This window comes from Actinoplanes sp. NPDC020271, from assembly GCF_044388125.1.
Classification (GTDB): domain Bacteria; phylum Actinomycetota; class Actinomycetes; order Mycobacteriales; family Micromonosporaceae; genus Actinoplanes.
Window position 1 is genome coordinate 104452 of the sequence record NZ_JBIRWQ010000008.1, and the last position, 14363, is coordinate 118814.

The 14363-nt window shown below is 72.5% G+C and carries 10 protein-coding genes; 7 read left to right on the forward strand and 3 right to left on the reverse strand.

Translation table 11 applies throughout. The features are described from left to right. Position 1: 1 nt before the first annotated feature. The 3 genes from ACH442_RS19745 to ACH442_RS19755 are packed head-to-tail and all read right to left on the reverse strand — an operon-like array spanning position 2 to position 4949. Positions 2-1015 carry a metallophosphoesterase family protein gene (locus ACH442_RS19745; RefSeq protein ID WP_396339494.1) on the reverse strand — a complete coding sequence of 338 codons (1014 nt, stop codon included), beginning with the start codon at positions 1013-1015 and terminating at the stop codon, positions 2-4. Beyond that, the gene (locus tag ACH442_RS19750) at positions 1012-4689 is read right to left on the reverse strand and encodes a hypothetical protein (protein WP_396339495.1); all 3678 of its coding nucleotides are present in this window, start codon (positions 4687-4689) and stop codon (positions 1012-1014) included. The genes ACH442_RS19745 and ACH442_RS19750 overlap by 4 nt, the downstream gene beginning before the upstream one ends. Next, positions 4689-4949 carry a hypothetical protein gene (locus tag ACH442_RS19755; protein WP_396339496.1) on the reverse strand — a complete coding sequence of 87 codons (261 nt, stop codon included), beginning with the start codon at positions 4947-4949 and terminating at the stop codon, positions 4689-4691. The genes ACH442_RS19750 and ACH442_RS19755 overlap by 1 nt, the downstream gene beginning before the upstream one ends. Before the next feature lie 161 nt (positions 4950-5110). On the opposite strand from ACH442_RS19755, the gene ACH442_RS19760 reads away from it, so the two are divergent. The 7 genes from ACH442_RS19760 (at position 5111) to ACH442_RS19790 (ending at position 14348) form a co-directional block, all read left to right on the forward strand. Beyond that, positions 5111-5644 carry a hypothetical protein gene (locus ACH442_RS19760; RefSeq protein ID WP_396339497.1) on the forward strand — a complete coding sequence of 178 codons (534 nt, stop codon included), beginning with the start codon at positions 5111-5113 and terminating at the stop codon, positions 5642-5644. Positions 5645-5745: 101 nt separating this feature from the next. Continuing rightward, positions 5746-7590 (forward strand): ATP-binding protein, encoded by a 1845-nt coding sequence (locus tag ACH442_RS19765; protein ID WP_396339498.1) that lies wholly within the window; start codon positions 5746-5748, stop codon positions 7588-7590. 23 nt (positions 7591-7613) lie between these two features. Next, positions 7614-8465 (forward strand): ATP-binding protein, encoded by an 852-nt coding sequence (locus tag ACH442_RS19770; RefSeq protein ID WP_396339499.1) that lies wholly within the window; start codon positions 7614-7616, stop codon positions 8463-8465. A gap of 64 nt (positions 8466-8529) precedes the next feature. Next, positions 8530-11790, forward strand: coding sequence for a Neogenin (locus ACH442_RS19775; RefSeq protein WP_396339500.1), 3261 nt, complete (start codon positions 8530-8532; stop codon positions 11788-11790). A 98-nt stretch (positions 11791-11888) separates the two neighbouring features. Next, positions 11889-12746: a glycosyltransferase family 2 protein gene (locus tag ACH442_RS19780; RefSeq protein WP_396339501.1), complete on the forward strand. Its 858-nt coding sequence runs from the start codon at positions 11889-11891 to the stop codon at positions 12744-12746. Next, entirely contained in the window at positions 12743-13906 is a 1164-nt protein-coding gene (locus ACH442_RS19785; RefSeq protein WP_396339502.1) for a glycosyltransferase family 4 protein, read from the forward strand. The genes ACH442_RS19780 and ACH442_RS19785 overlap by 4 nt, the downstream gene beginning before the upstream one ends. A gap of 34 nt (positions 13907-13940) precedes the next feature. Continuing rightward, positions 13941-14348: a hypothetical protein gene (locus ACH442_RS19790; protein ID WP_396339503.1), complete on the forward strand. Its 408-nt coding sequence runs from the start codon at positions 13941-13943 to the stop codon at positions 14346-14348. Positions 14349-14363: the final 15 nt, after the last annotated feature.

The following is a 14363-nucleotide window of genomic DNA, read 5'->3' on the forward strand; positions in this document are numbered from 1 at the left end:
CTCAGTGGCAGCGCGCCGAGCCCTCGTCCTCGGTGTCCTGGGCGGCCTCCAGCGGATGGAACGCCCAGTCGTACGAGGCGGGGCGCAACGTCAGCGCGAGCACGCCGTGGTGGTCGTAGTCCGCGTACGCGCCGGGCGGGGCACCGATGGCGGCGGTACCCTCCGGGCGGTAGTGCGCCTGGCCACCGGTGCCCACCACGAACTGCCGTACGCCGTCGGGGTGTGCCACCCCGTCCGGGTTCAGCGGCTCGAAGCGCTGGTAGTCGGCCTCGTGCCCGGAGACGACCAGGTCCACCCGATGCCGGTACAGGGTGCGGTACAGCTCCGCGGTCCGGTCGTCGGGTCCGGCGATGCCGGTCGACCAGCGTGGATGGTGCCAGGCGGCGAGAACGCAGCGGCTGCTGTTCGCGGCCAGGTCGGCGTCGAGCCATGCCTGCTGCGGTGACCCGGAGCCGCATCCGCCGGGCACCGCGGAGCAGTTGGAGTTGAGAACCACGAGGTGCCAGCGGCCGAGCTCCTGTGACCAGTAGCCGCGTTCGTCGAGGATCCGGTCGCCGAAGTACGTGGTGAACGACGACGCCTTCTGCACCTTGTACTCCTGGTTGCCGTAGACCGGCACGGTCCGGTCGCGCAGCCGCCCGAAACTCGGGCCGTACACGGTGCGGAACGCCTCGGCGGTCGGCACCTCGTACTGCACGTCGCCGAGGGCCAGCAGCGCGTCCGGGTGCAGCGCCACGGCGATGTCCGAGACCGCCTGCTGACGGCACCGGTCGCCCTGCTCGCGGGTGGCCCGTTCCAGGTCCGGGTCGGCCGGGTCGCAGGCCATGTCACCGACCGCCACCACGGTCACCGTGTCCGGCCCGATGATCACGCGGAGGCTCGCCGGTGCGCTCAACGCCACTGCCACCAGGACGAACACCAGCAAGCCGGCCGCGCACAGCACGGTGTGCCGCCGGGCCCACCGCATTCGCCGCCGGGAGTGCTCGCCGAGCAGTCGGCGCACGATGGCGGTCATCGGCGCGGCCGGCTTCCGCGCCGCCACGGGAATCGGCGCCGTCGCCGGTGCCGGACCGTCCAGTCACCGGGCCGGCCGGCGGGCAGACGGACCGCGTACATGTAGGCCCCGGCCGCCACGACGGTGACCGGCAGCAGGTAGAAGGCGTAGCGGGCGATCCGGGCCGGGGCGTAACGCAGCGCGAACTTGCCGCCGCCGGGCAGTCGCCAGCCGCTCATCCAGCCCTGCAGGGTCACCTTCGTCGCGCCCGGGATGCCGGTCAGTCCCCAGCCGGGCGCGGCGCTCTCGGCCAGGGCGAGCGTGGTCGGCCCGGACGCGGTGAGTGTGCCGGCGAAGTGGGCCGGATCGTGCCGCGCCCAGTCCGCCGACGAGGCGGGCGTCGCGGCCGTCTGCCGGACCAGCACGACGGCCGAGGCCGACGCCACCGGACGCAGCCGGACGCTCGTGTACTCGACCTGGGACTGTTGCTTTCCCGCGAAGTCGCGCAGCCCGTACAGATACAGGCGGGTCTCGACGGTCTCCGGGTCCGGCGGGATGAACGTCTCGTAACGGGTCCAGCCCTGGTAGACGGCCACCGACGGCAGCTTGCGGCATAGATCGGGTCCGCGCAGGAACAGGCAGAACTTCGGGTTGCGCAATGCGACACTGCGCGCCTGCAGGGACAGCTCGTAGAGGGCGGAGGCGCCGAGGCTTCCGGCGGTCGCCCCGATGCACGCCAGGTGGCTGACCGCCTTCAAGGTGTACGTGGTCTCCCCGTCCACCCCGGTCTGCGCCTCGGCGGCCAGTCCGGCCTGCTCGGCGGTCTGGTCGTCGTAGCGGTAGCAGTCCTCCAGCGGCTCGAACGGGGACAGCACCGAACCCGCCTGCCCGCCGTCGACGCGCAGCTGGTGCAGGCCCGCGGTGAGCTCGACGCTGGTCTCCGGCACCAACGGTGGCCACACCTCCTGGCTGCCCACCTGCTCCAGGGCCTGCACCTGCACGTCGCGGTACTGGGTCACCGTCCTCGGGCCCAGTCGGCGATTGGCGTCGGCGTGCAGGATGATCTGCAGTTCACCGCCGGCGTCCATGGTCACCACACCTTCGTACGGGGTCCACCCGTCGGCGGCCGCGGGCCGCGCGGACAGCTCGCAGCCGGCGGCGCCCGACTGCCACAGGCAGATCTGCGGGCGGGACCCGGTCACCCGCCGGTATTCCAGACGGACCCGGTAGATCCGGCCCGGCGACGCGTCGTCGACGATCATCCGGGTGCAGGCGGCGTGGTCGGCGGCGGCGAGCGTGACCGTCCGATCCGGCCCGGAGCCGGTCACCTTCGCGGAGAGGCCGAGCTCCCGCCACGGCCGCGGCTCGTAGTTGTTGCAGTCGAAGACCGGGCTGAACCCGCTGACCTTCGCCGGCGTCGCCGCGGCGGCCAGCAGGGTGAGGCCGGTGGCCGCGCCGATCGGCACCGCCGCCGGCTTCGCGACGTCCACCGAGACGGTACGCCGGTCACCCGCCCGGATCGCCAGGACGCGACGGCCGCCCGGCACCGGCACCCGCAACTCCGGCCGGCGCGAGACCGGACGCCCGTCCACCTTCACCACGGTCGGATCGGCCAGCACCAGGTCACCACCGTCGAGGCGGGGCACCAGCGCCGGGGCGGCCCGGGCCCGCTGGGCGACCGTGTACCGGCCCGCCGGCACGTCGACGGTGGTCACCGGGGAACCCTCGTCGACCGCCGGGACCGGCCAGTGCACCACGTCCGGGGTGACCGCCGGGCGGTCGTCGATCTGAGGGCTGGCCGGGGCCACCGAGGTGTCCGGCCGTGCCGCGATCGCGGTCCGGGTGTCCACCGTGCCGAGTACCGCGGCGCCGGCGTCCGGGCGGGCCGGGGCGTCCAGGACCCGATCGTAGGTACGGACCGTCGGGCTGGCCCCGTCGCCGAGCCGGAACACGTCGAGCAGGCCCCCTCGATCGAGGGTGGCGCCGGGCACCCGGGCCATCGCCGCGGCCAGCAGCCGGTCGTCGGCGAAATAGCGGTTGGGCAGGCCACGAACCAGGTCGTGACGCACGATCACCCGGCTGGCGCCGATCGCGTCCAGCAGCTTGGGCACCGCGGTGAGATCCCCGGCCAGCAGCGCCGTCTCGACCAGCCGCAGGTCGGCGGCGAAGCCGGGCACGTCACCGAAGTAGCCGTCCGGTTTCGGTTGCACCACCGGATGCTTGATCAGCAGGTTCGCGATGCTGTCCGCACCGAAGAAGCCCCAGGTCGTGGGCATCTGGTAGTAGTCGTCGAGGGGCAGCACCAGCACCTTGCCGGGGCGCGGGTCGGCGTCGATGTGCGCGGCGGTGTCCCACCACTGCTGCGCCACCCGGACGTGCATCGACGGTTGGGTGGGCCGCTCGTCCGGCATCACGCCACCGGTGTAGAGCGGGTAGGGGTAGGCCAGCGCCAGTAGCACCGGGGTGGCCGCGGCCGCGTAGGCGTAGGGCCGCAGCCGGGGCGCCACCCGCCGGACCAGGTCGGGCATCCCGGCCACCCCGATCGCGAGCATCACCCCGAAGAACGACACGAGCAGCTGCCCGAGCTTGCTCATCGGCTCGCGGAACAGCCAGAACCCGGGTGCGTGCAGATACAGCATGAGGTTGACCCGGCCCAGTGGCGGGCGCAGCCCCTTGGCCAGGAAGACGAAGACCAGGATCACCGTGAGCAGGCCGAGCGCGACCCGGCGCAGCCTCCGGGGGGCCAGTAGCGGGGCGGCGAAGACCAGCGCGGGCAGCAGGTACCGGATCCAGATCCACCACGGCCGGTCCAGGTCGGCGGCGAACGGCAGGTACTGCGGCCGGAACCAGGCCCAGTTCGCGACCATCGTGAGGATGTTCGGCGGCAGATTGTTCACCTGGGACCAGGACCAGTTGGTCGGGTCGGTGAAGGTGGCGTTCGCGGTGGCGCCGCCACCGCCCACGAAGCTCTGCGCCAGCGGGACCAGCCACCACGCGTTCAGGCCGATCACCCAGGGCACCGCGGCGACGAACCACCTGATCAGCCGGGCCGCCGCACGCCAGCCGAGCAGCAGCGCGGCCAGGACGGGGGTACCGGCCACCGCCCAGGCGTAGGCGACCACCAGCATCGGCGGGTTGAAGCTCAGGAACGAGGTCGGCATCAGCGCGAACCCGGCGATCGGGGCCGGGACCCGGCGACCCTGGGCCACCCGCATCGCGACGCCGGTGACGAACGCGACCGACCCCACCGAGATCACGTTGAGCGGATTCGGCAGCCGGGTCAGGAAGAACCCGTTGAGCATGCCGAACGACCCGGCCACCACGATGCCCGCGCCGCTGCGGACGAACGCGCCGGCCAGGTACGCCACGCCGAAGCCGACCAGCCCGTAGATGCAGGTGTAGAAGACCCACTGGGCGGAGTACTCGGTCAGCCCCACCTGCCGGCACAGCCAGATCACCAGGAACTCGAAGGCCCGCGCCATGGTGTAGCCGGCCGACCCCGCGCCGGTCAGCTGGTGGTTCCAGGACCAGGTCATCTCCGGTGCCCAGCCGCGCCTGATGAACGCACCCATGTCGCCGCCGGCGATGAAAGTGCCGGTCCGGAACCAGCGGCTGACGATCAGCACGTCGAGCACCAGCACGATCAGATACGGCCGCGAGGCGAGCAGAGCCGCCCGGGTCAGCGGGCCCCGCATCAATCGGCGATGTCCCGGTGCCGCAAGCCGAGCAGGCCCAGGGGCACCGCACCGGCGGCCAGCCCGAGCCCGGCCAGCACGGTCCAGAACACCAGATCGGTCAGGCCGAGGGCGTGCACCGGACCGCAGGCGGCGAACAGCCCGGCGGCCACGGCCAGCGCGCGGCGGGACAGCCGGTCGGCCAGCTCCGGCAGATGCCAGGGACGCCGGTGCCGGCCGGGTCCCGTCCGCACGCCGGGCGCGACGTGGTCGAGCGACACGGCCCACCTCCCGACATCCTCGGACACCCTTACCATCGGCGGACCCGCCGACCGGCTGAGCGCGGGACCACCGGCCGCCCGGCTCAAGCCCGGCTCAGGAGGTGGGCAAGCTCGACTCGGAGGCATTCCGCTACCCGGCCGGGATGCCGCACCCTCGACGCATGCCCGAACTCGCCGCCCGCCGTACCGTCACCGCCCTGCTGATCGTGCTCGGCGCCTGCGCCACGCTGCTGGCCGTCGCCCGCCCGGCCGCGGCAGCGGTCACCGGCAGCAGCGACAAGCTGGTGCTGACCTGGGCCGACGGCGGCAACCAGCTGCGGGTCACCGGGTTCGGCTACCGCGCTCGGGACATGGTCGAGGTCCGGCTCGGCAGCAGCCCGATCCAGCAGGCCCGCGGCGACGAGAACGGCCGGATCGAGATCGACGTGCCGCAGACGCTGATCGCCACCGGTGCGTCCGGCACCAGCATCGTGCTGGCCGGCCGCTCGGTCTCCGGAGCCGCCCGGGTTCTGGTCTCGGCGGTTCCGCCGCAGGCGGCCGCGCGCGGCCCGATCGACATGCTGCCCTGGGTGCTGGCAGCGCTGGCAGCGCTGGCCGGCCTCACGCTCGTGCTGGGTGCCCGGTTGCGGCGCCGCGCCGGCCACTTCGTCGGGGCCCCCGGCGGCTACCGCGGCCGCCGCCGGCTCGCCGTCTGAAACCGGATCGCTCCCGACTTTCACGGCGCTTGCTCCCGAGCTCGCCGAGCCTGGGGGCACGGGCCTGGTTCAGGTCCGTTCCCCCGCCGAAAGGTCAGCCCATGGGATATGCGGCGCGCACTCTCGTCGAGGCGATCCCCGTCGCCGCGGCGATCCTGGATCCCGACGGGCGCGTGCTGTTCGCCAACCGGCAGTGGTCCGGTGGCGACGGCGAGCTCTATCCGGCCGAGGGCGGCTTCCTCAGCGCCGCACCCGGGCCGTGCGGCGCCCACCGGGGCCTGCTCGAGGCGGTGTGGCGAGCCACGCCCGGCGCCGTGCAACTGTGCTGCCGGTGCGCCGAGGACACCGTGCACACGCTGCGGGTGGCCCCGTTGACCGGACCCGCAGGCGAGGACCAGCGGCTGGTCACGGTCGCCGCCGAGCAGTGCCTGGACACTACGCGGTCACAGTTCCTGGCGCTGCTCAGTCACGAGGTGACGACCCCGGTCACCACCGTCGTGGCCGCCGTCGACCTGCTCCGGGCGCAGCAGCTGGACCAGGGCGTACGGGAGATCGTGGACAACATCCACCACTCGGCGAAGGCCTTAGAGACGCTCACCGAGAACCTGCTCGACCTCGGCCGCCTGGAGACCGGGCGGCTGAGCCTGACCCGCCAGCCGGTGCCGATCCGGGCACTGCTCGAGGGCGTCGTGCAACCGCTGCAACTGCAGGCCCGCAACAAAGGCATCCTGCTGCTGGCCGCGCCCGCGCCCGAACTGCCCACGACGGTGGCCGGCGATCCGGGCCGGCTGCGACAGGTGCTCACGGCGCTGGTCGGCAACGCGGTCAAGTTCACCGCATCCGGCGAGGTGGTGGTACTGGCCGAGGAGGATGCCGACGGCAGCTTCCTGATCACCGTCTCGGACACCGGACCGGGCATCGCCGAGCCGCAGCGGGCCCGGCTGTTCCAGCCGTTCACCCAGGCCGACTCGTCGGCCTCACGGCGCCACGAGGGCGCCGGGCTCGGCCTGGCGCTGGCCGCCCGGCTGGTCGACCGGATGGGCGGCGTCATCGAGGTGGAGTCCGAACCGGGTGCCGGAGCCCTGTTCCGGGTCCGCCTGCCGCTGCACGCCGCGACCCCGGACGATGACCGGCCACCACGACCGCTCGCTCGCCGCCGGATCGCCGTCATGGCTCCGTCCGACCGTTCGGTACGGGCCCTGGCCTGGCTGCTGGCAAGCGCCGGCGCCGATCCGGTCCCGGTCACGTTCGCCGACGTCACCGGCAAGCTGCCGGCCGTCGACACGGTGCTGTGGTGCGACGACGCGCATGACCCGGCGGCGGTGCAGCGCGCCGACACGGTCATCCAGGCGCTCGGGCCGGACGGACGGGCGCTGATGATCAGCACCACCGATCCGCGTACCGGGATCGTCCGCCGGCCCGGGGTGCTGACCGCACCGCTGGTGCTGCGCCGGCTGGTCGCGGCGCTGAACCAGGAACGGACCGGGGTCCGCGGCGCGCCGGTCACCGTGCCGCCGCTGCCGGCCGGCCGGGTGCTGCTGGCCGAGGACAACGACATCAACCGTACGGTCTTCCGCCGCATGATCCAGCTGATGGGCGTCACCTGCGACGCGGTGCCCGACGGTGCCGCCGCGGTCGAGGCGGTGCTCGGCGGCGACCCGTACGACGTGGTGCTGATGGATGTCCAGATGCCCGGCACCGATGGGCTGGAGGCGACCCGGCGGATCCGGGCGGCCGGCTCGCCGACCCCGGTCCTGGCCCTGACCGCGACCGACCCGGCCGACCTGGCGCTGTGCCTGGCCGCCGGAATGAACGGGCGGCTGAGCAAGCCGATCACGCTGCCCGAGCTGCGCAGCGCCCTGTCGCCCTACCTGGCCTCCGGCGTCGATCATCTGGTCACCCGGCTGCCGAGCGATGACGAGAAGTCCTGGGTGATGACCCGATGAACCGCCACTACGAAAGGTCCACGGTGTCGAACAACGTTGTGTCGCCCGGCACCGAGCTCGCCGAGCTCCGCGCCGAGCTGGACCGGGAACGCCGCCGCAACGCCGAGCTCGAGCGCAGGATCGGCGAGCTGGACCGGACGGTGGCGGAACTACGCACCTTCGCCCGCGACGTCAGCCACGATCTCAAGGCCCCTCTCGCCGGCATCTGCGGCTACGCCCAGCTGCTCGAACACCTTGACATCGGCTATCCGCGCCCGGCCGAGTACGACGAGTTCGTCGCCGAGATCAACCGCTGCACCGTCCGCATGCGGCAGCTGATCGACGATGTGCTCACCTACGCCACGACCCAGGAAGCCCGGCTGCACCTGGCCCCGATCGATCTGGCCGCGCTGGTCGACGACCTGGTCGCGGACGCGGGCGAGCTGATCCGCCCAGCGCCGCAGGTGAGCCGGGAACCGCTGCCCGCCGTGCGGGGCGACCACGGCATGCTGCGGCGGCTGATGGAGAACCTGGTCGGCAACGCCATCAAGTACGTGCCGCACGGCGAGATCGCCCGGGTGCACGTCTCCGCCCGGCGGCTGGACGGCGGAATGGTCCGGATCGAGGTGACCGACCGCGGCATCGGCATTCCCGACGGGCAGCACGAGGCGATCTTCGAGGAGCTGCATCGCGCACACCCCGACGCGTACCCGGGAAATGGTCTTGGTCTGCCCATCTGCCGGCGCATCGTGCAACGCCTGGGTGGCGCCATCGGCGCCGACCCGCAATTCCGCGGTGGCGCCCGGATCTGGTTCACCCTCCCGATGGCCGCCACCCTCGGCGAGCCGCCCGTGGCGGCCGCTCCCGAACTTGACCTGAGCCACACCTCCGCCTGAGGCCGGCTTGAGGTTGCCTGCCGATGAAACCCCCCGAAGAAATATGCCCGGAGAAGGAGTCCGCATGGACAGAAGACGACTGCTGGGCGCGGTCGGCGTCCTGACGACAGTGGCGACGAGTCTCGTCGCCACTCCGGCGGCGGCCCTATCCGCCCTGGCCGCGCCTAAGAACTTGACGGTGGCGCGGGCCGCCGCCGACGTCCACCAGATCGAGGTCGGCTGGAAACCGGTCACCGGTGCCGACCACTACGTGATCGACATCCTGGCCGGCGACGTGGAGACGGTGCTCGACCTGCCGGTCACGGCGACCGGCTACACGATCGACGGGCCGAACCCGTGCGTCGGGTACAAGGTCCGGGTCGGCGCGGTCGACGCGGCGGGCACGGTGGCCAACACCGGGTACTGGTCGCTGCGGGCACTGACGCCGAGCGCGGTGATGGGCATGGCGCCCACCCGCACCGACGAGGGCACCACCGCGGTGGCCACCTGGCGCGAGCCGGCCTGGACCGGGTACACGCCGCTCACCGGCTACCACTCGGTGTTCACCCGGCTGTCCGACGGTGCCGTGCTGGCCGACCAGACGAGCACCGACCCGTCGTTCGCCTACTCCGGGATCGACGCGAGCCGGGCGTACACGCTGGCGGTGACGACGGTCAACGAGTACGGCGCCTGCGTGACCGCCAAGTCGCTGCTCGACCGGTTCCGGCCGGCCGACCCGACCGACCTGGTCGTGGAGCGGCTCGCGCAGGCCCCGGGAACCGTCTCGGTGAGCTGGAAGGCGCCCACCAGCGGGGCTCCGCCGACCTACTACCAGGTCGGCTACGGCATCGACAAGGTCACCAAGACGCTCAAGCTGGATGTCCCGGCGACCGCCACCACCCTCGCCCTCGCCACCGACAAGAGCTGGATCGTCGAGGTGAAGGCCTACAACGACAACGGCGGCAGCAGCGTGGTGAGCGGCTCGGTCCCGGTCTTCGAGGCGGCCGGCGGCTTGCCGGTGGTGGACTCGGCGTGGCCGTCCACCAGCACTGTCGTGGACAACGGACCGGACCGGACCCCGCCGACGATCGCCGCCACGCTGTCGCAGAAGCCGGTGAACGGGTGGTTCCGGATGCCGGTCACCATCCAGTTCAGCTGCGCCGACAACGGCGGCACGGTCGCCGTCTGCCCGGCGCCGATGCTGGCCGACACGGACGGCCTCGCCCGGCGTTTCGCCGGCACCGCCAAGGACGCGGCCGGCAACACCACCACGATCGCGCTGACCCTCAAGGTCGATCAGAAGGCTCCGTCGATCACCGCCACGGTGCTCGGCACCAAGAACGCGGCCGGCTGGTACACCACGGCGCCGACCATCCACTACACGTGCGCCGACGAGACCTCGACCATCTCCAGCTGCCCGGCGGACACCGTCGTCGGTGTCGGCGGGGCGGACCAGAAGATCAGCGGCATCGCGTTCGACAAGGCCGGTAACACCGCGACGGCCACCGTCGTACTCAGCGTCGACGCGACCGCGCCGAAGATCACCGCCACGGTCACCGGCGGCGTCTCCGCCGGTGACTGGTGGACCACCGCGCCCACCGTGCACTTCAGCTGCTCCGACAGCGGTTCCGGGGTGGCGGTCTGCCCGGCTGACGTGCCGGTCCGCACCGACGGCGCCGCCCAGAAGATCAGCGGTACGGTCATCGACCGGGTCGGCAACACGGCGGCCACCTCGGTCACCCTGAACCTGGACCGGGCGGCGCCGGTCATCGCCGCCACGGTCTCCGGGGCCACCGCCAACGCCGGCGGCTGGTACCGGACGGCCCCGACGGTTCACTTCACCTGCACCGACGAGACCTCCGGCGTGGCGTCCTGCCCGGCCGACACCACGGCTGCCGCCGACGGCGCCGGACAGGTCCTGGCGGGCACCGCCACCGACCGGGCCGGCAACAGCGCCGGCCGCTCGGTCACCGTCGACGTGGACGGAACCGCACCGACCATCGCGGCCACCGTGCTCGGCGCCACCGCCAACGCCGACGGCTGGTACCGCGACGTTCCCACGGTCCACTTCACCTGCGCCGACACCGGATCCGGTGTGGCGTCCTGCCCGGCCGACATCGCTGTCGGCACCGACGGCGCCGGTCAGATCCTCACCGGGACCGTGCTGGACGCGGCCGGCAACAGCGCCACCACCTCGATCACCCTGAACGTCGACCGCACCGCGCCGGCCATCGCCGCGACCGTGCTCGGCGCCACCGCCAACGCCGGCGGCTGGTACCGCGACGTTCCCACGGTCCACTTCACCTGTACCGACACCGGATCCGGTGTGACATCCTGCCCGGCCGACGTCCCGCTGACGGCGGACGGCACCGACCGGTCCGTCAGCGGCACGGTCACCGACCAGGCCGGGAACAGCGCCACCGTCACCACCACGGTCAGCCTGGACCGGGTGGCGCCGAGCATCGCCACCACGATCAGCGGCGGCACGGTGAACGCCAACGGGTGGTACAATACCGCCCCGACGTTCACGTTCACTTGCGCCGACGACCGCTCCGGGGTAGCCGTGTGCGGCACCGGCACCACGGTCGGCACCGACGGTGCCGGGCAGCAGGTGACCGGCACGGTCACCGACAAGGCCGGGAACACCGCGAGCACCACCACCACGGTGAACCTGGACCGGGTGGCGCCGCAGATCACCGCCACGGTGACCGGCAGCGCGAACCGGGCCGGTTGGTACACCGCTGCTCCGACGGTGACCTTCACCTGCAGTGACGACCGTTCCGGCGTGGTTGCCTGCCCCGCTTCCCAGATCGTCACGGACGGCGCCGCACAGAAGATCGCCGGCACCGTCGTCGACCGGGCCGGCAACACGGCGAGCACCAGCGCCACTGTCAACGTCGACCGCCAGGCTCCGGTCGTCACCGTCGCCGGGGCGACCAACGGCATGTTCTACAGCCCGGACGCCGCTCCGGTGGTCACCTGTGTCACCGTGGACGCGGTGTCCGGTGTCGCCGGCAAGGCCACCCTGTCCGACTACGAGAGCTACGGCAAACACACGGTGACCTGCTCCGGTGCCGTCGACAAGGCGGGCAACGCGGCCGCCGCGGTCCAACTCACCTACAGCGTCAAGCCGACGGTCGAGTGGCTGATCGCGCTGACCCACAAGTACCTGCCCGGGGCTTCGGCTGTCACGCTCAAGCAGCTGGACGCCGATCTGGTCGGGCACCGCTGGACGGCATACACGGCCCGGGTGACGGCGCTGGCGCTGGGCCCGAAGCCGGTGGTGACGGTGGGCGACGCGACGACGCTGGTCTACTGGGCGGCGATGCTGCCGATGTATTACTGATCCACCGATACACCTGAGATGGGCCGGGCTCGCGGAGTCCCGGCCCATCGTCGTCGTACCGGTCCGGCGGGACCGGAAAAGCCCGCATACTGGGGCCTATGACCCGAACCCCCGCGCTGTCGGTCATCGTGCCGGTCTTCGACAGTGCCGCCCTGTTGCGGGAATTCCTGACGTCGTTCCTCACCTCGACGTACCGGGACTTCGAGATCATCGTGAACGACGACGTCCGGTCGGCCGACGAGACGCCCCAGGTCGTCGCCGACTTCCGGGACCGGGGCCTCGACGTCCGCTATCTCAAGGCGAACCGGTCGATGGCTCAGGGCCGCCGGCGTGGCGCGGCCGAAGCAGCCGGGGCCGTGCTGCTTCACCTGGACACCGACATGATCGTCACGCCCGGGCTGCTCGGCGAGTGCGCCGACCTGGCCGGTTCGTACGACGCCCTGGTGATCCCGGAGGAGTCGTTCGGCACCACGTTCTGGGCACGCTGCAAGTGGCTGGAGAAGAAGTGTTACGACGGCGTCGCGCAGATCGAGTCGCTGCGCTGCCTGCGCCGCGACGTCTACGACAGTCTGGGCGGGCACGACGAGCGGATGGTCTTCTCCGAGGACAAGGACCTGGATCTGCGGGTGCGTGCGGCCGGTTACCGGGTCGGCCGCACCCGCAACTTCCTCTACCACAACGAGGGCGACCTGCGTCTGTCCCGCACGCTGCGTAAGAAGCTCGGGTACGCGGCGACCGCCGACATTTTCGCGAGCGAGCATCCGGAGGCCTTCCGGTGGCAGGCCAACGTCCTGCACCGATTCGCCATCTACCTGCGTAACGTTCGATACCTGCGGACACACCCGCTTCTGTACGGCGGGATGTGGCTGATGAAGCTCAGCGAGTTCGCCTTCGGAGCGATCGGCTACCTCCGCAACCGGGCGCCGGCCACGGCCCGGCCGGTGGTGCGGGCATGACCCGGACAGCCCACATCATCGCCGAGTTCTCGGCCCGCGAGGCGATGGGGCGTACCGTCACCGAGACCGTGCGGCGGGTGCCCGGCGAGCACCATCTGATCACCACGCACGTCGTCGACGGCGCCGGGGCCTTCACCGGCGTGCACGAGCTCGGCGGCCGGCTCGAGACCTTCCCGCTGGGCCGTTCCGCGCCGCTGGCCGCCGCGCTCGCCGGGATCCGCCCCGATCTGGTGCACCTGCACGCCGGAGCGCTCGGGCCGCTGATGGCCCTGCACCCGGCGCTGCGGCCATATCCCAAGGTCCTCACCGTCTACGCCTGGCCGACGCTGCCCGGCCCGGCCGCCTGGCGCCGCAGCGGCCTGGCCGAGATGTGGTCGTCGAACGTCCTGCGGCCGCGGGTGGCGCTCACCACGGCCCTGCCGGTGCCGTTGGCGGCCGCGGCGCTGCGCCGGGCCGGCGTGACCACCGTGCTGACCCCCGACCCGCGGGTGGCCGGCCGTCTGGGCCGTCCCGGCGGCCCGGCGATCGTCCGATACGCGGGTGGTGCCCCCGACGACGACCGCCGGGCCCGTTTCGACCCGGATCACCCGGTCATCGTCTTCGCCGGCCGCGCCGAGACAGTTCGCGGCCTGGACACCCTGCTCGACGCCTTCCGCGTGGTGCGCGCCGAGGTGCCCGGTGTGCGCCTGCGCCTGCTGCTCATCCCGCGGCCGGAACTGCCCGCCATCCTGGCCCGGGCCGGAGCCGCCGGTGACGCGATCGACGTGGTCACCGACCCGGTGCCGGACCTGCTCGGCGAGTTCGCCGCGGCTCAGGCCGGCACGTGGCCGTTCAAGTTCGACTACACCACCTCGCCACCGGCGATGGCCCTGGTCGAGGCAATGGCGGTGGGGTTGCCGGTGGTCGGCACCGACGTCGCCTGCGTACGGGCCGTCCTCCAGCCGGGCGTGAACGGCCTGTCAGTGCCGCCGGCCGACCCGCCCGCGCTGGCCCGGGCCCTGATCCAGCTGCTCACGGACGAACCGACGTGGCAGCGGTACGCCCACGCCGGGCGAGCGTCGGCGCGCGACCATATGAGCTGGGACCGTGCGACGGCGCTGGCGGCCGACGCGTACCGGTCGGTGCTCAGCGGTCTTGCCGATCGGCTGACCCCGGGATGAGCTGCGCTTGAGGCAGGCCCGCCATTCTCAATGCATGCCGACCTCGCAGCTCACCGCCCCCGCCGCCACCTTCCGCCCCGCCGCCGTTGTCGTACCGGGCCCCGGCCGCGCCGCCGTCGACCTGACCCTGGTGCTCCCGCTCTCCGGGCCCGCCACCACTCTGCGCTACCTGATCGACCGGATGGCCGAGGCGCTCTACGCCCAGTGCATCAGCTTCGAGCTGGTGGCCGTCGCCGACACCGCCGTCGCCGAGCTCAGCGACCTGCCGCTGGCCCGTACCGTGCACGCCGACCGGCTGGACCGGGACGCGTCGTGGCAGGCCGGCGTCTCGGCCGCGGAGGGCCGGTGGATCGGTTTCCTGGACATCGCCGAATGCGCCGAGCTCGACGCGTACGCCTTCATCGAGCTCCTGCACCAGGCCCGGGAGCGCGCCGCCGCCTGAGAGATCACCCGCCAG

Bases quoted from the DNA above. Each gene is read 5' to 3' on its own strand.
- ACH442_RS19745 (WP_396339494.1), bottom strand. From the start codon at position 1,015: ATGACCGCCATCGTGCGCCGACTGCTCGGCGAGCACTCCCGGCGGCGA.
- ACH442_RS19750 (WP_396339495.1), bottom strand. From the start codon at position 4,689: ATGCGGGGCCCGCTGACCCGGGCGGCTCTGCTCGCCTCGCGGCCGTAT.
- ACH442_RS19760 (WP_396339497.1), top strand. From the start codon at position 5,111: ATGCCCGAACTCGCCGCCCGCCGTACCGTCACCGCCCTGCTGATCGTG.
- ACH442_RS19765 (WP_396339498.1), top strand. From the start codon at position 5,746: ATGGGATATGCGGCGCGCACTCTCGTCGAGGCGATCCCCGTCGCCGCG.
- ACH442_RS19775 (WP_396339500.1), top strand. From the start codon at position 8,530: ATGGACAGAAGACGACTGCTGGGCGCGGTCGGCGTCCTGACGACAGTG.
- ACH442_RS19780 (WP_396339501.1), top strand. From the start codon at position 11,889: ATGACCCGAACCCCCGCGCTGTCGGTCATCGTGCCGGTCTTCGACAGT.
- ACH442_RS19785 (WP_396339502.1), top strand. From the start codon at position 12,743: ATGACCCGGACAGCCCACATCATCGCCGAGTTCTCGGCCCGCGAGGCG.
- ACH442_RS19790 (WP_396339503.1), top strand. From the start codon at position 13,941: ATGCCGACCTCGCAGCTCACCGCCCCCGCCGCCACCTTCCGCCCCGCC.